Raw genomic sequence first — 16,497 nt, 5'->3', positions numbered from 1 at the left:
GCCGCAGGGAATCTCAGTGCGCAGCGCTGCACCACAGATGGAGCGGACGGCGGGGAAGGATCCCTTTCCGAGTCCTCATGGCCTGCGGAACAAGGTGATGCGGGCGGTGTGGGGCGTCGCCTGGCACCTGCTGGTCCGGCCGACGCCGAAGATCCTGCATGGGTGGCGGCGTTTTGTGTTGTGCTGCTTCGGCGCGAAGCTGGGGCCGGGGGTGCACGTCTATCCCACCGCCAAAGTATGGGCGCCGTGGCTGCTGGAGATGGGCCCACATGCCTGCCTGGGGCCGTCGGTCGACTGCTACAACGTGGGCGGCATCCGCATCGGGGCATACGCCACCGTGTCGCAATACAGCTACCTGTGCGGAGCTACGCACGACCACACGAAATCATCGATGCCGTTGCGGCCGGCCGCGATTGAGATCGGGGCCCGTGCCTGGGTGGCGGCGGATGTCTTCATCACGGCGGGGATCAAGGTGGGCGAAGGCGCGGTGGTGGGGGCACGGTCGTCGGTCTACAAGGATGTGCCGCCGTGGGTGGTGGCGGCCGGGAATCCGGCGCGCGTGATCAAGGCGAGGGCGTATGAAGATGACCTGGACTGAAGCAGTGAAGAGCAGCGCGGGCTCGCTGGCGGCGGACAAGTTGCCGGTGACGGCGCTGATCGCCGTGCGCAACGAAGAGGCGAACCTGCGCCGCTGCCTGGAAGCGCTGGCGCCGGCGGCGCATGTCGTGGTGGTGGATTCGAACAGCACCGACGGCACCGCGAGGATTGCGGCCGCGATGGGCGCCGAGGTGGTGCAGTTTCAGTATCCGGGCGGTTATCCCAAGAAGCGGCAGTGGGTGCTGGATCAGGACAGGATCCAGACTCCGTGGGTGCTGCTGGTAGATGCGGATGAAGTGATGCCGCCGGCCCTGTGGGCCGAGGTTCGAGCGGCCATGAACTCCGCGGCGCCGGCCACGGCTTACCTCGCGAAGAAGGAGTTCCACTTCCTGGGGCGGCGCTTCCGGTTTGGCGGATTCTCCCACTCGGCGGTTCTGCTGTTCAGGCGAGGGCAGGCGCGTTTTGAGGATCTGCTCTCGAATCCGCCGAAGGCGCAGGACATGGAGGTGCACGAGCGGCTGATCGTGCAGGGCGCGGTGGGCCGGTTTCACACGCCCCTGATTCACGAGGATTTCAAGGGCTTGGATGCCTACTCGCTCAAGCACGCGCACTACGCCAGTTGGGAGGCGGCCGTGCGGCACCAGTATCTGCAGTCCGGCCGCTGGGGGCATCAGGCGATTGCGGCTCGGGCGACCGGCAACGCGCAGGAGTTCCGGCGGTTTGTGAAGTCGCTGGTGATCCGCATGCCGGGCGAAGGGGCCATGTGGTTCCTCTATCACTATGTGGTGCGGTTGGGTTTTCTGGAAGGCCGGCGCGGCCTGATCGCCAGCCAGTTGCGGGCGAACTACATCCGGGAAGCACGAGCGAAGTTGTATGAGCTGCAGTTGAGGGCCGGCGGCGCACGGTAGCGGGCGGCGGCGGTCAGCAGGCGCAATTGGTCGTTGCGCCGGTGGTTGGGGCCGGGGCGGCTTCGGAGACGGGCGGTACGAAGGAGGGACGGGGTACTCGGAGGAGGAAGTTGTTGACCTCAGCGTTTTGGGGACGCGGAGATGCGGTGAGAAGTGCGCTGTTGTTGATGACATTCAAATCAAAACAAAGCTGAGGACCATGCGAATTCTCATTACTGGTGGAGCGGGATTTATCGGGTCGCACGTCGCTGAACGCCTGCTGAAGGAAGGGCAGGAAGTGGCCATTCTGGATGACCTGAACGAATACTACGATCCCCGCCTCAAGGAACAAAACCTGGCGATCGTGCAGAGGAGTGGCAATGCGGCCGTGTACCGCGGGGATATCCGCGACGCGGCGCTGGTGGGACGGGCCTTTGAGGAGTTCCGGCCTGAAGCGGTGGTGCACCTGGCGGCGCGCGCCGGCGTGCGTCCCTCGCTGGAGCAGGCCGTGCTGTATACGGAAGTGAACTGCGCAGGGACGGTCCTGCTGCTGGAAGCCGCGAAGAGGGCGGGTACGCGGAAGTTCGTGCTGGCCTCGTCCAGTTCCGTGTATGGCGTGACAGAGCGCGTCCCGTTCCAGGAGGACGATCCGGACCTGCGGCCGATCTCGCCCTATGCGGGGACGAAGCTGGCGAGTGAAAAGCTGGCGTACGTCTACGCCCATCTTTATGGAATGCAGTTGGTGTGCCTGCGGTTCTTCACGGTGTACGGACCCAGGCAGCGTCCGGACCTGGCGATTCGCAAGTTCATCCAACTGGTGGAAGAGGGCGGGGAGATCCCGATCTTCGGCGACGGCACGATGGGCCGCGACTACACGTACGTCTCCGATACGGTGGACGGCATTCGCGCCGCGGTTTCACTGGAGTGCAGCTTCGAGGTTTTCAATCTCGGCAATTCCTCCCCGGTGACGTTGAACGAGATGGTGGCGGAGATCGAGAAGGCTACGGGCAAGCGGGCGAAGCTCAAGCGGATGGAGGTTCCGGCCGGTGACGTTCCGATCACCTACGCCGACCTGAGGAAATCGGAATCCATGTTGGGCTACCGGCCAAAGGTGCGTTTTGGCGAAGGGATCCGGCGCACGGTCGAGTGGTACCGGCAATGGAAGATCGAGTCGGAAGACAGTGCCGCGGACATTTGGGCGTTGGCGGACCAGTGCGGGCAGTCCGCCGCCAGCGTTCCGGTCCGCAAGGGCTGCCCGAAGTAGGGTTGTCTGCTTTGGCGAAGAGGGTCGACGAGACGGAGTGGAAATGGAGGAACTATGCTGAATCTGCGCAGGCGGATCTTTGACGAAAAAGGGCAGTGCGGAGTGCAGTCGGTGCGCGGTGTCACCGATGCCGGGTTCGCGCTGGGCACGGCGATCAGCCGGGTCGTCTGTTCGCACCTGCTGGTGCGGCCATGGATTACGAGCGATGCCTTCCGGTTCCTGAAGAAGCAGGTCCGGCCCGGGATGAGGGTGTTTGAATGGGGCAGCGGGATGTCCACCCTCTGGTATGACCAGCAGGGCTTCGAGGTGCACGCGGTCGAAGACAACGCGCAATGGGCGGACATCGTCAGGAAGAAGCTGCGGCGCGGTTCCCTCTATCATCTCTCCGGCCAGGATTACGTCCAGAAGATCGGGGCGTTCGAGAAGGACTACTTCGACATCATCACGGTCGACGGGCGTCACCGGCTGGCCTGCTACCGGCAACTGCTCGAGCGCCGGCGGCCGGGCTTGATCGCCATCATCGACAACACGGACAAGGACCGGCATGGCGGCGATCTGCTGGAGGTCGACCGCGATCTGGACAAGCTGCCGGACGCGAGAGTATTCCGCTTTCCCGGTTACGCCGCCGGATCGTTCTTTGCGCAGGAGACCAGCATCGTTGTGTTCGAGAAGTGAGCGCCTGCGCCGTCCAGCCGGGTGGCGTGATGCGGGATCGAAACAGTGAATATCCGATTTGCGAATCAGTTCTTCTGGCCGGATGAGGCAGCGACGAGCCAGATTCTGACGGATCTGGTGCGGGCCGTCGATGGCCGGGTCTCCGTCGTCTGCGCGGCCGGCGGCTACACACCCGATGGCGGAGCTCGAGGGTTGCCGCCGGAGGGTGTCGACGTGGTCCGTGTCGGCACCTCGCGGTTTGGCCACGGCAAGCTGCAGAAGCTGGCCAGCTATGCCGGGTTCTATGCCGGCGCCGCCTGGCGGATCCTGTCCGGTCCACGCGCCGATGTGGTGATCACGATGACGACGCCTCCGCTGCTGGGGCTCATCGGGTGGGCGGCCCAACGGCTGCGCGGTTCGCGGCACTTCCTCTGGGAGATGGACGTCTATCCTGACGTGGCGACCTCCCTCGGGTTGTTCCGGTCCGGCGGCGCGTTCGACCGCATGGTGGGCTGGTTCGCCGATGGCCCGCGGCGGCGGGCTGACGGAATCCTGGTGCTGGGCCCGTGCATGACGGACCGGCTGGCGGCGCGTGGGATTCCACGGGCGCTGATGTTTGAGGCGGACAACTGGGCCGACGGCGCGGAGATCCGGCCGATGGAGTTTGCGCGCGACGGCCGGCTGAAGGTGTTCTACTCCGGCAATGCCGGCCTGGCCCACGATTTCGACACCTTCCAGCGGGCGGTAGAGCGAATGGCCGGCGAGCAGGACGATTTCCCGCAGCGGTACCGCTTTCGCTTCAGCGGCGGCGGCCCGCGCATGGGCGCGCTGCGCAACTGGGCGCAAGGGCGATTCGCGAATGTGCAGTTCGGCGGCTATGCGGCGCGCGGCGACCTGGCCACTGCATTCGGCGCCAGCGATGTCGGGCTGGTGACGCAGATCCCGGAGACATGCGGGACGGTGGTGCCCAGCAAAACCTACGGAATTCTGGCGGCCGGCCGGCCTGTGCTCTTTGTGGGGCCCGCGGCGGCGACACCCGCGCGGATCATTGCCGAGCACCGTGTGGGCTGGCAGGTGGAGCCGGGCGATGCCGCGTCGCTGGCCGCGTTGCTGGCCTGGCTGCAGGCGCATCCCGAGGAAGTCGAAGCGTCGGGCCGGCGTGCCCGGGCGGTATTCGAGCGCAACTATGACCTGCCCATCGGCGTGACGCGAGTCCTGGACTACCTGGGGCTGCCCGTGAAGGCGGAAATCCGGGCCGAAGCGGAACGGCGAAAGTTGATCAGCGCCGTGACGGAGCCGGAAGAGCTCGTTTAGATGTACGGCGTGTCACAGTTGGGAGAATCCCTGTCCTGCGCCGTGTGACTTTCCGCCTACTTGAACGGCGGCATGACGAGCGTCACGCAGGTGACAGACGAGCCTCTGAATTAATGTGAAATACGGTGCCGGTTACTTCGATTTACTAGGTTCATTTAAAGATTTTCAGGTTATAGTTTCTTTAGGGATTGCCCGGCAGCCGCGCCTCGGAGGAGACCCGCGCGGTACTTCTCAGGCGGCGGTTCTTCAAGAAAATGTACTCCATCCTTTTTCTGGCAGTCGTGTCGTTTCTCGTTGCGCTGCTCACCACTCCGGTGGTGCGGGACGTCTTCCGGCGCAATGGCATGGTGGACTCGCCCACGGGTGGGCGCAAGATCCATACAGAGGCCATTCCAAGGGTAGGCGGCATCGCGATCGCCTTCGGTTACCTGGTCGCCTTTTCCGCGCTTCTGCTGCTGCGGTTCCACGGAGGGGCCATCGTCTGGAACGAGCTGTGGCAGGTGATCCGGCTGCTGCCGGCGGCGGGGTTGATCTTCGCCGTTGGTTTGTACGACGACCTGCGCGGCATGAAGCCGTGGCCGAAGTTCGCACTGCAATTCGCGGCGGCGGGCCTCGCCTTCTGGGGCGGTGTGCGCGTGATGGCGCTGCACGGACGGGGGCTGGATACCTGGTGGTGGAGCATCCCGGTGACGCTCTTCTGGCTGGTGTTCTGCACGAACGCGTTCAACCTGATCGACGGTGTGGACGGGTTGGCCACCGGCGTGGGTCTGTTCGCGACCCTCACCACGCTGGCGGCCGGATTGATGCAGGGCAACTACGCCCTCGTGCTGGCCACGGTACCGCTGGCCGGCGCTCTGGCGGGCTTCCTGCGCTACAACTTCAACCCGGCTTCGATCTTCCTGGGTGACAGCGGCAGCTACACCATCGGGTTCCTGCTGGGCTGCTACGGCATTCTGTGGAGCCAGAAGGCGGCCACCATCCTGGGGATCACGGCTCCGCTGATGGCCTTCGCCGTGCCGTTGTTGGACACGAGTCTGGCGATTGTCAGACGATTCCTGAGAAATCAGCCGATATTCGGCGCAGACCGCGGGCATATTCACCACAAATTGTTGGACATGGGTATGACGACCCGCCGGGCGGTCCTGGTGCTCTATGGCGCGGCGGGCGTCGGTGCGGGCTGCGCCCTGATCGGCAGCACCAGTACGAATCCTTTCGCCGGCCTGGTGCTGGTGCTGTTCTGCGCCGTGGCGTGGGTCGGCATCCAGAGCCTGGGTTACGTCGAGCTGAACATGGCCAGCCGCCTGCTGTTTCGTGGCTCGTTCCGGCGTGTGCTGAATGCGGAACTGGCGCTGCGGTCGGCCCGGCTGCGGCTGGAGTCCGCGCGCTCAGCCGGAGAGTACTGGGTCGCACTGGAGGCGAGCTGCCTGGAAATGGGTTTCCAGGGTAGTTGCCTGCGCGTCGATGGGCAGGAGTTTATGAGCGACGTCGACCATCAGCCGGGTTGGTGGGTGACGGTGCCGCTGGGTGAGCGAGGAGAGGTGAAGATCTGGCACGGCTATGGATCGGATAAGACCGTGCAACTGCTGGCGCCCTTCGCCGAGGTGCTCTGGAGCACCCTGGGGCAGTTCCCCGTGGGCGAATGGCCAGGGGTGCGGGTGCTGGTAGAGGCCGGCAAACACCGGGCTCGCGCGGCGGTGGTCGGCGGCATTGACGAGATCGCCGCGGACTGATGTCGGCGGAATTCCACGCAAGTTCTGACCTGTTACGATGGGCTTTCCCGCCGGGAGGGCCCTTTTCGTATTGGGCTCAAGCTGGAGCAAGGGAGCGTGTATGCGCTTGGTCCTGCTGATCGGGTTGACCGCAGTGCTGGCGGCCGGTGTGTTTCTGCAGGGCGGAGTGTGGCCGGCGCAGTGGATCTGGTGTGCGGCCGCGATGGGCGTACTCTCCACTGTCTACCTGCTGGCAACCCCGCGAAGAGACCTGGCGCCCGGCGGCGGAGTCATTCTGGCCCTCTCCGCTGCGCTGGCGGGCTGGATGGTATTCCAGATCCTCCCGCTGCCCCCCGGCTTTGTCGGAGCCCTAAGTCCCGCCCGGTTGGAAACCGCCCGGGCTGCGGGCGTGACGGGCTGGCTGCCGTTGAGCGTGGCTCCGCGGGCTACCTGGGAGTGGCTGCTGAACATGCTGCCCGCCCTGGCCGCCTTTGTCCTGGCCAGGGAGTTGGGCTGGCAGTGGAGAGACCGGATGTGGCTGGCGGCCGCACCCGTGATCGGGGTGGCTTGGTTGGAGAGCGTCCTGGGGCTGGCGCAGTGGTCGATCGGGCGAGGCGAAACCGGCGTGGCGGATTCGTCCGTAGGGACGTATGTCAACCGCAATCACTTCGCGGGGCTGCTGGAGATGGCGCTGCCCCTGGCCGCGTTGTGGGCCCTGTCGGTGTGGCGCAGGGGACAGACGCGGCATGAGCGGCCGGCCGGTCCGGCGCTGGCGGCCTGCGGCTTGCTTGGCGTCGCGGCGTGCCTGCTGGTGGGGGTGGTGTTTTCGCTCTCGCGCATGGGCTTCATGGCCTCCCTGATGGGCCTGTTGCTGGCCGGCGTGCTGGTGCTGGGTACAAGCGCCGAGCCCGGGTACGGCCGGAAGCGCAGCCTGCGCTGGGTGGCGCCTGTCGTCATTGTGAGCCTGGGTACGGCGCTGGCGGCGGTCTATCTGCCCACGGACGAGTTGATCCGCCGGTTCGCCAGCTTCGCCGAGACGGATGAGATCTCCAAGGACACGCGGCGCGAAATATGGCGGGATACCCGGACCCTCATCGCGGCCTACCCGGTGACCGGCAGCGGGCTGGGTACCTACGAAACGGCGTTCCTGCGGTACAAGCAGGTGGCGCCCATGCAGACCGTGGACTTCGCGCATAACGACTATTTACAGGCGACCGCCGAACTGGGCGCCGTGGGCGTCGCGATCGGAGCGGCACTGCTGCTGTGGATCGCGACAGGCCTTGTGCGGGTGGTCGTGCTGGAACCGGGCTCCACCCACTGGGAACTGGCGGTGGGCCTGGCCGGCGCACTGAGCACACTGCTGCTGCACAGCCTGGTGGATTTCAATATGTACATTCCGGCGAACGCTCTGGTCGCGGGGTGGCTGTGCGGTTTGGCGGCCAGCCCCGGCCTGCGTTCCCGGCCAGGAACAGCTTCTTGAGAAGGCTGGATGTTCTTCGACACTAACTCATTGAGGAGATCGACTTGAAGAGAGCATTGATTACGGGCATCACGGGGCAGGACGGATCGTATCTGACCGAGTTTCTGCTCAGCGCCGGATATCACGTTTCGGGCTTGATCCGGCGGGCGTCGACCTTCAACACGGGGCGGCTGGACCACATCTACTCAGATCCGCACGACGGCGGCTCGAGGCTCAAGCTGCACTACGGTGATGTGACGGATGGCACCGGATTGCGCCGCGTACTCGAGGCGTCGATGCCCGACGAGATCTATAACCTGGCGGCCCAGTCCCACGTCCGTGTGAGCTTCGATCAGGCCGAGTACTCCGCCGATGTCGTGGCCACCGGCACGCTGCGGCTGCTGGAGGCGGTACGCGACTACGGCGAGAATACGGGGCGCCGCGTACGGTTTTACCAGGCGGGCTCATCCGAAATGTTCGGCGCGGCGGCGCCTCCGCAAAGCGAGGGCACGGCGTTTCATCCACGCAGCCCCTACGCTGTGTCCAAGGTGGCGGCCCACTGGTATGGCGTGAACTACCGCGAGTCGTACGGCATGTTCGTGTGCAACGGGATTCTGTTCAATCACGAGTCGCCGCGCCGCGGTGAGACGTTCGTGACGCGCAAAATCACCAGGGCGCTGGCGCGCATCAAGCTGGGGCTGCAGGAGAAACTGTTTCTCGGCAACCTGGAAGCCCGGCGCGACTGGGGCTTCGCCGGTGACTATGTGAAGGCGATGTGGATGATGCTGCAGCAGTCGCAGCCGGACGATTTTGTCGTGTCGACCGGGGAAGCCTATTCGGTCCGCGAATTCCTGGACGCGGCGGCTGAGGAACTGGACATGGATTGGAAGTCCGTCGTCGAGATCGACCAGCGCTACTTCCGCCCGGCCGAGGTCGATTACCTGCTCGGCGATTCCACCAAGGCGCGCACCCGCCTGGGCTGGAAACCGGCCGTGAACTTCCGCGAACTCGTGCGGATGATGACTTCCAACGACCTGGAACTGGCCCGCCGCGAAGAGACCCTTCGGCAGGCCGGCCATGTGGGCGCGACCGTATTGGGATAGGGCGGACAGAGATGAACTCAACTGATTCGATTTTTGTCGCGGGGCACCGCGGGCTGGTGGGGTCGGCCATTGTCAGGGCCCTGCAGGCGGCCGGACACTCCAATCTCCTGACTGCCACGCGGCAGGAGACCGATCTCTGCAATCAGCAGGCGGTGGAGCGGTTCTTTGAGACGCGCAAGCCCGCGTACGTCTTTCTGGCCGCCGCCCGCGTGGGCGGCATCATGGCGAACAATACCCGCCCGGCCGAGTTCCTGACCGAGAATCTACAGATCCAGACGAACGTCATTGAGGCGGCGCGCCGGCATGGCGTGAAGAAGCTCCTGTTTCTGGGCTCCAGCTGCATCTATCCCAAGCTGGCGCCGCAGCCGATTGAGGAGCAGCATCTGCTCACCGGTCCGCTGGAACCCACCAACCAGTGGTATGCCATCGCCAAGATCGCCGGCCTCAAGATGTGCCAGGCCTACCGGCGGCAGTATGGCTTCGACGCCATCAGCCTCATGCCCACGAACCTCTACGGCCCCGGAGACAACTTCGACCTGCAGGCGTCGCACGTGCTGCCGGCCCTCATCCGCAAATTCCACGAAGCTAAGCTGGCTGGAGCCACTGAGGTCGTCGTGTGGGGTACCGGCTCACCCAAGCGCGAGTTTCTGCATGTCGACGACCTCGCCAGCGCCTGTCTCTTCCTGATGAGAAGCTACGACGGCGAGGAACCAGTGAACGTCGGCAGCGGCCAGGAGATCGGCATCGGCGCCCTGGCTGAAATGGTCCGGCAGGTTGTGGGCTGCGCGGCGCCCATCCGGTTCGACACCTCCGTGCCGGATGGGACACCACGTAAGCTGCTGGATAGCTCGAAACTTCATTCACTCGGCTGGGCGCCAAAGATCGGGCTGGAGCAGGGGCTGCGTGAGACCTACGGCTGGTACCAGGGGCTGCTGGAGCAAGCCGGCTATTTGCCGCGTACCGCGTAGAACAGGATCCCGAACCACTCCCGCAGCACACGTTCCGTCTTGGCCAGCGACTCGGCTTGCGGCAGGAAATCCGCCGCCTCGGGCGGGGCCAGGCGCCGCGCCTGGTAGTCGGAAGGGAAGGGCGTGCACTCCACGCCCGCGCTCCGCATCAGCTGCATCGACCGGCGCATGTGAAAGGCGCTGGTGACCAGGATGACGTGCCGCCAGCCGCGTTGGCCCATCATCGACTTGATCGCCCGAGCCTCGCCCGCCGTATTCTCCACCCGATCGCTGGTGACGGCGACCTGCTCCGCGGTCAACCCGCGGCGCAAGGCCTCGCCGCGCAATAACTCTCCCTCGGTGACCTCCGGCCGCCACGCGATGCGGGCCGCAGTAAACGCGATCACCGGGGCCTTGCCCGCCTGGAAGAGCTCGATCCCGCGCTCGAACCGGTCGGCCGAATCGTTCCACTCCAGGGCGCCGGCCGGAGCTTCCTGCCGCACCATGCCGCCCAGCACGACAATGGCATCGGCCGCGGGGCAATTCGCGATACTCACCGGCGGGTAGGAATCTTCCAGCGCGACCAGCAGTCGGTCCCCCACGACGCCGAGCGAACTCAGCAGAAGCACCCCTGCGCCCATCCAGGCCAGCCACCGCCGGCGGAGCACGAGACCCAGCAGGACTGTCCAGAAACAGAAGCCGAGGGGCAGGAAGGGGACTATCAGAACCTTGTGGGTCCAGAGCGGCAAACTGACTCCTCCGGGGTCTTAGGGAATAAGTAACAGTCTGGGCGGGATCGCGCCCTCGATCTCAGGGTACAAAAAAGGGTCTGCCCCGGAAGGCAGACCCTTTCTTTTTGGGAGAATCGATTCGCATCGACCAGGCCGCTTTGCCACCGCCGGTGGACACCCCTTGGTGGGATCGTCCGGCGGACATCCGGAAGGTGAAGACCCTTCCGGTCGGCAACCGCCCGCTAGGCGCGCTTGCGGCGGAAAGCGAGCAGGCTCAGCAGTCCTGCGCCCATCAGCGCATAGGAGGCCGGTTCCGGGATCGCCTGGGGCGGCGCGTTGACCGCGACCTCCGCGCAGCTCGAAGCCTGGGTGCCGACGGAAACGCAAGTCTTGATCGTGTAGTTGCCGAAGGCCGCGATGGCGGCCAGCGTATTGGCGACCTGTTGATTGGGCGTTACGCCGCCGTTGGCGGTGGCGTTATATGCGAAAGCGAAGAATCCGCCGGTATTGAAGATGCCATCCACCGGTGTGCTGGCGCCCTCACCGCCGGTCAAGTACGTGCTGGGGTTCACGAAGCCCATCTCTTCAAACGAGTAAATATCGGCGGCGGAGTAGACGTAATTCACTCCGTAAGCCGCCTGCAGCGTCGGGTTGCTGAAGGTCTGCGTAAACGTAATATCCGAGAGCGCTACCTGGCCGCCCGTTACGGTGATCGAAAACGGGAAGAACAGGAAGGTGCCCGTCTCGTTCGCGAAATTGCCGGTGGGATTCAGGTTGCCGCGCCACATGTTGTAAGCGCCGGCACTGGTCAGAATCTCCGACGCATTCACCGAAGTGACTTTGTTGAACGCCGTCGGTGACGTGTTGATGTCTCCGCTGTCGGTTCCGCCCGCCTGCAATGCGTCCTGTACCGTGGTGGCATAGGTGCCGGCCTGCGGATAAGCGGTGCCATACGAGGGCGATTCGCCGGGGTAAGGGCTCGGGCCCAGCGCAGCGTAGACGTTCACGGAAATGGTTGCGGCCATCATGGCCATGGGGGCAAGCAGGAACGCCAAAGCGAAACGAATCATGAATTCACTCCTCCCGATCAGAAATCTCCAAGCCTCAATTGCTTGTTGCTGTGTTGGCCGGCCGCCGACTGGATTGCCCCGGGATTCGATGTCCCTTGGGCCCGTCTAACGCTCTCGACCAACTGCGATTGTGTTTTGTAATTGCCGCTTCAAGGGTTGGCCGCCGCCCGGCTGGGGAAAGCCGGGCGAACGACGGGAACTAGCGTCGACGGCTGATGGCGGGCGGAGTCACCAACGAGGGTTCCGCGATGCGAGCCGAAGGTGTGGAAACACGCGCTGATTCCAGCGCGAACTGCCCGGTGGATCCAGGTGTCGGCACGGACTTGCTGCCGGCGTAGAGCTGTACGAAACCCGCCTGGCTGAATGAGTAAGTGCCGCCGCCGGACAGGAGGCGTACAGCCACTTGTGAACCGCCATCTTCCACGCGAGCCCTGGCGTGCGGAGCCAGCGTGACGGTGCTGCCATCCTTGAACTTCAATACGGTGGAAGCGCTGCCTGCCTGGATCTCATCACCTGCCATGACAGGGTACGAAGGCACACCAGCGACCGGAGCCGCCGCGCCTTTCAGCGAAAAATCTTCCCCGCTAGACGCCGTTGCGACCGGAGCCGCCGCCTGTGCGATCACCGCAGCGGCCGATAGCAGTACCAGTACTGCCCAATTGCGCATCGACACGTCCTCCTTATAGAAGAAATCAACAACAGACTCAATCTTACGTTCAGAGAGGGGTTGCTGCAAGCTATAAATTGCAGATTCTAAAGACTTTAGTGTCCTTCATATGTCATACGGGAGAGCGTAAGACAGGCCCGCTCCGTCAAATGAAAGACTTCCGCGCGAAGGTCTAACGCCAGAACTGGTACCAGCGTTTCGGCGCTTCCGGCAGGACCAGGGGGCCCGGGTCCAGCGCCCGGCCGTCCAGTACGCTGCGCGGGTTGATCTCCAGCAGGAGTTCCGCGTACTCGGGGCCGTAGCGTTGCATCAGGTAGTTGCGGGCGAGATCCAGACGCGGCGGCCGCCGTTGGGTATCATGGGCGTCGCTGGCGACAAAATGCACCAGCCCGGCATCCAGCAGGCTGACGCAGCAGCGGTGTGCGGCCGGCCCGAACTTGCCCAGCAGGCTCTGCGCCGTCACCTGCAGGAAGGCGCCCCGCTCCACCCAGCGGGTGAGGCGTTTTATGTCCTTGACCAGATGCGGATTGCGCTCAGGATGCGTGACGATCGGGACCAGGCCGGCGGACATGAGTTCCGAGAAGATCTGTTCCGTGGAGCTCATAATCAGGGTGTCGGAGAACTCCACCAGCAGATAGCCGCGGCCGTTGATGGAGTAGCGATTCGGCTTCTCCAACGCCAGGCGGATGTTCTCGTAGCTCAGGTGAAAGTCACAGCCACGGTGCATCCGCAGGGACGTGCCGATGAGTTTCTGGACCTGCTCCAGCCGCTCCTCCACCAGCTTTGGATCGTAACGGTACTGGCTGTCGGCGTGAGGAGTGGCGACGATGTCGGTAGTTCCGCACGCGACCGCCATCTTCGCCATCGCAAGACTGTCGTCGATCGTGCGGGCCCCATCGTCCATGCCGAACAGGATATGTGAGTGAAGGTCCACCACGATTTCAGTCTAGCCGCCGGGTGCCATTGAGTTCGAATTACCAGGTGTGACATGTGATATACAGCTGTAATGCGGGGCTAATCCATGGTGGATCGGCTGGCTACCGCCCGGCCCCCAAACGTCCGCCTACTCCGGTTTCGGCCCCGCGCTGAGCAGTTCCTCGTACAACTGGCCGCCCACGATGCGGTGGACGGCGGTCGACGGATGCCCGGCGTGGTAGTAGAAATAGGTCGACGGCTGCTGGCAGGGGGTAGCGTCTTCATGGAAGATCGCCCGGCCGGCACAGGCCGACGTGGTGTTCTCGATGCCGTAGTCCACTGCATCGCGCATCACGTAGTCCATGAATAGGCCCCAACTGCTCAGTGCGATCTGTACGTCCGGGAACTCCGTCCGGATCTCCTGCGGGATCCGCGCCAGGTCCGGGTTGAGGCGCCGCCCCACCTGGCTGAAGTTCGGCAGGGACATGGGCAGCAGCGCCAGCATAAAGCGGCGCGCGCCCACGGAGTGGAGAATTCTGATCTCCTCCTTCAGGTTCTCGATCGTTGTGGTGGTCGCCAGGCGCGAGTCGTTCAGCCCCCCGGCGATGAAGAATAGCGCGCGCCCCGGGTTGAACTCGATCCTGTGTGCTCGGACTCCGGCCTCAAAGTCCTCGATCTGGTTGCGCATGCCGTAGCCGAGCAGGGCTCCCTCGATCCGGTGGCCCGCGCCGCGGTCTGTCCGCGCCCCGCTGACCGCGAAATTCAGGCTGGATTGAGGATTCTCGCGGCTGGGGGCCGGTACCAGGTTCAGGCCCAGGTGCCGGGCCAGATAGACCACCGCGGTCGGCCCATCGCCGTCGATATAGCCCGCCCCCGAGTCGGAGTAGCTGTCGCCAAAGACATACAGCCGGTCGTAGCCCGGCACACCCGGTTGAGCGCCGAAGGCCGTTCCGCCCAACAGCACGGAAACGAGCGGGAGAGAAGCGAGGAACAGAGACCGCGGAGGCATGGGAATCAAGATCATCTTACAGGTCTCGATGGCCCGGCCGGGCCCCGGTCAATGATGGCTCGCGGCTTCCGGTTCTTTCTTGGCGCCTTCCGCCTCTTTCTTCTCACCCACGGCCGCTCCAGCGCCGGAGAGTGGAACCTCGCGCCCCATCTCCTCCATCTCATCCAGTCCGATGTTGCGGACAATGATGGAGATGCGCCGGTTGGTCGGATTCATCGGCTCGTTCTTCAGCAGCAGCCTGCGGTCGGCAAAGCCACGCACCTGGCTGAACCGGTCGTCCGAAATTCCGTTGGCGCTCAGAATACGCCGGGCGGCGTTCGCGCGGTCGGAGGACAACTCCCAGTTGGAATACTCGCCTTCCCCGAACGGCGCCGAGTCGCTGTGACCCTCAATCGCAACTTTGTGAGGCAATTTCTTGAGCTCGGAGGCGAGCATCTGGACGAGTTCCACTCCCTCCTTGGTCGGACTGGGCGATCCCGTCAGGAAGAAGACGCCTCTCTGCGTCTCCAATAGGTCGATCCGCAACCCCTCCGCGCCTTGTGTAATCCTTACCTGCTTTTCCATTTTCTCGAAGGCTGGAGTCTGCTTCATCGCCTGCTCCAGTTTGTCCTTCAGTTGATGCATGTCGTTGCGGTTCAACCGTGCCACTTCACCGGCGCCGACATTGCTGGAGCCAACCTGCTTGCCCTTGCCCGTCGGATCCAGGAAATACCCGCCCACCGCCTTCTTCACGCTCTCGCTGGAGCTCAGCAGCCACAGCACGATGAAGAGCGCCATCATGGCCGTCACGAAATCGGCGTAAGCCACCTTCCAGGCGCCGCCATGTTCTTCGTCATGCTCGGCATGCTTGTGAATAATGATGATCGGCTGATCTTTGCCATGGCCACTCATGCTGCGACTCCCGCACCCCTGGCCGCACGGCAGGCCTTATCCATCGCCTCATAGGTCGGACGCACGTTGTGCGGAATCGAGCGCCGCGCCGCCTCCAGCGCAAGAGCCGGCGGAATGTCCTTCACATAGCAGAGCAGGGCCATCCGCAGGCACGAGAAATACTCGCTCTGGTCGTCCACCTGCTTCTTGATGTTCTGCGAAATCGGTCCCACAAATCCGTAACAAAGTAGGATGCCCAGAAACGTGCCAACCAGCGCCGCCGCCACCTTGTGGCCGATCTCTTCGGGCGGTCCGCCCAGGGCGCCCATGGTGATGACGACACCCAGCACCGCCGCGACAATGCCCAACCCGGGCAGGCTGTCGGCCATCGTCGAGAGCGCCGCCGCCGGCGCCTTGCTCTTCTTCTGCAGAATCTCAAGGTCCGCTTCCATGATGTGGTCGATGTCATGCGGCGCGATGCCGCCAATCAGGACACTGCGCATCGTGTCGCAGAAGAAGTAGAGCGCCTCGGGGTTCTTGGTAATCGTGGGGTGCTTCTGGAAGAGGGCACTCTTCGAAGGATCCACCACGTCGTCCTCCAGGCTGACCAGGCCGCGCCGCGTCGCCGCGTCGAAGAACTCACTCAGGAAACGCAACGTGTCCAGGTATACCGTCGCGGTGTAGCGCGATCCTTTGAAGACCTGCAGGCCGCTGCTTACCAACTTCTTTAAGATGCTCAACGGATTGGCAATCAGTACCGACCCCACGGCCGCCCCACCAATAATCAGGAGTTCAGCCGGCTGCAGCAGAACCATGAAATTACCTTTTTCTAAAAAGTAACCCCCGCCTATGCAGCCAAATACAACAATGATGCCGATAATCACAAACATAGAATACCTTCACGTATAGTATTCGCCAGGCATCTCGATATGCCCGCGACGCTTTAGGACGGCACGCGCCGTTTCTTGCCTCGAGACTTGAAGTCATATGATCGGCACCGCTAGGAGTTTTCATTAGGGCGGCGAGCCTGAAAGGTAATGCCGGCTACAGATGGCCTGAGGTAGCTCGTTCTGCATAAAGTCAAGCTAGTCAACAGATAAGGCGCAAACCAATCAGGACAATACGGTATAGTTGCTGAGCTGGTGTATGAGAAAATCTACATTTATCGGTTCCACCCTAATGAGATTTGCAGAGAGCGCCGAATAAATGGCATCGGGGTACTTACCTACCCAGTGCCCGGCAAGTGATAGTCCCAGGGTAGGAGCGCGCGCACGCTTCACCAAGTGCGGATGAGGATAGAA

16 protein-coding genes are annotated in these 16,497 nt (G+C 63.7%); 9 read left to right on the top strand and 7 right to left on the bottom strand.

What is annotated here, in order from left to right:
- The first annotated feature begins 16 nt into the window (after positions 1–16).
- The 9 genes from IRI77_RS19845 to IRI77_RS19805 all read left to right on the top strand — a co-directional run bounded on the left by IRI77_RS19845 (position 17) and on the right by IRI77_RS19805 (position 9,955).
- Positions 17–598 carry an LbetaH domain-containing protein gene (locus tag IRI77_RS19845; RefSeq protein ID WP_228486220.1) on the top strand — a complete coding sequence of 194 codons (582 nt, stop codon included), beginning with the start codon at positions 17–19 and terminating at the stop codon, positions 596–598.
- Positions 579–1,505, top strand: coding sequence for a glycosyltransferase family 2 protein (locus tag IRI77_RS19840; RefSeq protein WP_228486219.1), 927 nt, complete (start codon positions 579–581; stop codon positions 1,503–1,505). The genes IRI77_RS19845 and IRI77_RS19840 overlap by 20 nt, the downstream gene beginning before the upstream one ends.
- Before the next feature lie 199 nt (positions 1,506–1,704).
- Complete coding sequence (locus tag IRI77_RS19835; RefSeq protein ID WP_194446763.1) at positions 1,705–2,748, top strand: GDP-mannose 4,6-dehydratase; 1,044 nt, start codon at positions 1,705–1,707, stop codon at positions 2,746–2,748.
- A gap of 54 nt (positions 2,749–2,802) precedes the next feature.
- A complete protein-coding gene (locus IRI77_RS19830) occupies positions 2,803–3,423 on the top strand; it encodes an O-methyltransferase (RefSeq protein WP_194446762.1) in 621 nt (206 codons plus the stop codon).
- A 45-nt stretch (positions 3,424–3,468) separates the two neighbouring features.
- Positions 3,469–4,716 (top strand): glycosyltransferase family 4 protein, encoded by a 1,248-nt coding sequence (locus IRI77_RS19825; protein WP_194446761.1) that lies wholly within the window; start codon positions 3,469–3,471, stop codon positions 4,714–4,716.
- A 254-nt stretch (positions 4,717–4,970) separates the two neighbouring features.
- Entirely contained in the window at positions 4,971–6,446 is a 1,476-nt protein-coding gene (locus IRI77_RS19820; RefSeq protein ID WP_194446760.1) for an MraY family glycosyltransferase, read from the top strand.
- A gap of 100 nt (positions 6,447–6,546) precedes the next feature.
- A complete protein-coding gene (locus tag IRI77_RS19815; protein ID WP_194446759.1) occupies positions 6,547–7,905 on the top strand; it encodes an O-antigen ligase family protein in 1,359 nt (452 codons plus the stop codon).
- A 44-nt stretch (positions 7,906–7,949) separates the two neighbouring features.
- Complete coding sequence (gene gmd / locus IRI77_RS19810; RefSeq protein ID WP_194446758.1) at positions 7,950–8,987, top strand: GDP-mannose 4,6-dehydratase; 1,038 nt, start codon at positions 7,950–7,952, stop codon at positions 8,985–8,987.
- A gap of 11 nt (positions 8,988–8,998) precedes the next feature.
- Positions 8,999–9,955: a GDP-L-fucose synthase family protein gene (locus tag IRI77_RS19805; protein ID WP_194446757.1), complete on the top strand. Its 957-nt coding sequence runs from the start codon at positions 8,999–9,001 to the stop codon at positions 9,953–9,955.
- On the opposite strand, the gene IRI77_RS19800 is transcribed toward IRI77_RS19805, so the two are convergent.
- The 7 genes from IRI77_RS19800 to motA form a co-directional block, all read right to left on the bottom strand.
- Complete coding sequence (locus IRI77_RS19800) at positions 9,934–10,683, bottom strand: YdcF family protein (protein WP_194446756.1); 750 nt, start codon at positions 10,681–10,683, stop codon at positions 9,934–9,936. The two genes, IRI77_RS19805 and IRI77_RS19800, sit on opposite strands and share 22 nt — an antisense overlap.
- Before the next feature lie 224 nt (positions 10,684–10,907).
- Positions 10,908–11,735 (bottom strand): PEP-CTERM sorting domain-containing protein, encoded by an 828-nt coding sequence (locus tag IRI77_RS19795; protein WP_194446755.1) that lies wholly within the window; start codon positions 11,733–11,735, stop codon positions 10,908–10,910.
- 199 nt (positions 11,736–11,934) lie between these two features.
- Positions 11,935–12,402: a hypothetical protein gene (locus IRI77_RS19790; protein WP_194446754.1), complete on the bottom strand. Its 468-nt coding sequence runs from the start codon at positions 12,400–12,402 to the stop codon at positions 11,935–11,937.
- Between the two features lie 172 nt (positions 12,403–12,574).
- On the bottom strand, positions 12,575–13,336 hold the full coding sequence (locus IRI77_RS19785) for a tyrosine-protein phosphatase (protein ID WP_194446753.1): 762 nt from the start codon (positions 13,334–13,336) through the stop codon (positions 12,575–12,577).
- 129 nt (positions 13,337–13,465) lie between these two features.
- Complete coding sequence (locus tag IRI77_RS19780; protein WP_194446752.1) at positions 13,466–14,341, bottom strand: SGNH/GDSL hydrolase family protein; 876 nt, start codon at positions 14,339–14,341, stop codon at positions 13,466–13,468.
- A 33-nt stretch (positions 14,342–14,374) separates the two neighbouring features.
- Positions 14,375–15,217: a flagellar motor protein MotB gene (locus IRI77_RS19775; RefSeq protein ID WP_194446751.1), complete on the bottom strand. Its 843-nt coding sequence runs from the start codon at positions 15,215–15,217 to the stop codon at positions 14,375–14,377.
- Entirely contained in the window at positions 15,214–16,086 is an 873-nt protein-coding gene (gene motA, locus IRI77_RS19770; RefSeq protein ID WP_194446750.1) for a flagellar motor stator protein MotA, read from the bottom strand. Before motA ends, IRI77_RS19775 begins: the two co-directional genes overlap by 4 nt.
- Between the last annotated feature and the right edge of the window lie 411 nt (positions 16,087–16,497).

The organism is Paludibaculum fermentans (assembly GCF_015277775.1).
Lineage (GTDB): Bacteria > Acidobacteriota > Terriglobia > Bryobacterales > Bryobacteraceae > Paludibaculum > Paludibaculum fermentans.
Note: the sequence above shows the minus strand (reverse complement) of the source record. Positions and strands in the feature narration are given on the sequence as shown.

What these genes read in the sequence shown, in the direction of transcription:
- IRI77_RS19805 (WP_194446757.1), top strand. Translation starts at nt 8,999, where the DNA reads ATGAACTCAACTGATTCGATTTTTGTCGCGGGGCACCGCGGGCTGGTG.
- IRI77_RS19780 (WP_194446752.1), bottom strand. Translation starts at nt 14,341, where the DNA reads ATGATCTTGATTCCCATGCCTCCGCGGTCTCTGTTCCTCGCTTCTCTC.
- IRI77_RS19840 (WP_228486219.1), top strand. Translation starts at nt 579, where the DNA reads ATGAAGATGACCTGGACTGAAGCAGTGAAGAGCAGCGCGGGCTCGCTG.
- motA (WP_194446750.1), bottom strand. Translation starts at nt 16,086, where the DNA reads ATGTTTGTGATTATCGGCATCATTGTTGTATTTGGCTGCATAGGCGGG.
- IRI77_RS19835 (WP_194446763.1), top strand. Translation starts at nt 1,705, where the DNA reads ATGCGAATTCTCATTACTGGTGGAGCGGGATTTATCGGGTCGCACGTC.
- IRI77_RS19820 (WP_194446760.1), top strand. Translation starts at nt 4,971, where the DNA reads ATGTACTCCATCCTTTTTCTGGCAGTCGTGTCGTTTCTCGTTGCGCTG.
- IRI77_RS19795 (WP_194446755.1), bottom strand. Translation starts at nt 11,735, where the DNA reads ATGATTCGTTTCGCTTTGGCGTTCCTGCTTGCCCCCATGGCCATGATG.
- IRI77_RS19775 (WP_194446751.1), bottom strand. Translation starts at nt 15,217, where the DNA reads ATGAGTGGCCATGGCAAAGATCAGCCGATCATCATTATTCACAAGCAT.
- IRI77_RS19815 (WP_194446759.1), top strand. Translation starts at nt 6,547, where the DNA reads ATGCGCTTGGTCCTGCTGATCGGGTTGACCGCAGTGCTGGCGGCCGGT.
- IRI77_RS19790 (WP_194446754.1), bottom strand. Translation starts at nt 12,402, where the DNA reads ATGCGCAATTGGGCAGTACTGGTACTGCTATCGGCCGCTGCGGTGATC.
- IRI77_RS19830 (WP_194446762.1), top strand. Translation starts at nt 2,803, where the DNA reads ATGCTGAATCTGCGCAGGCGGATCTTTGACGAAAAAGGGCAGTGCGGA.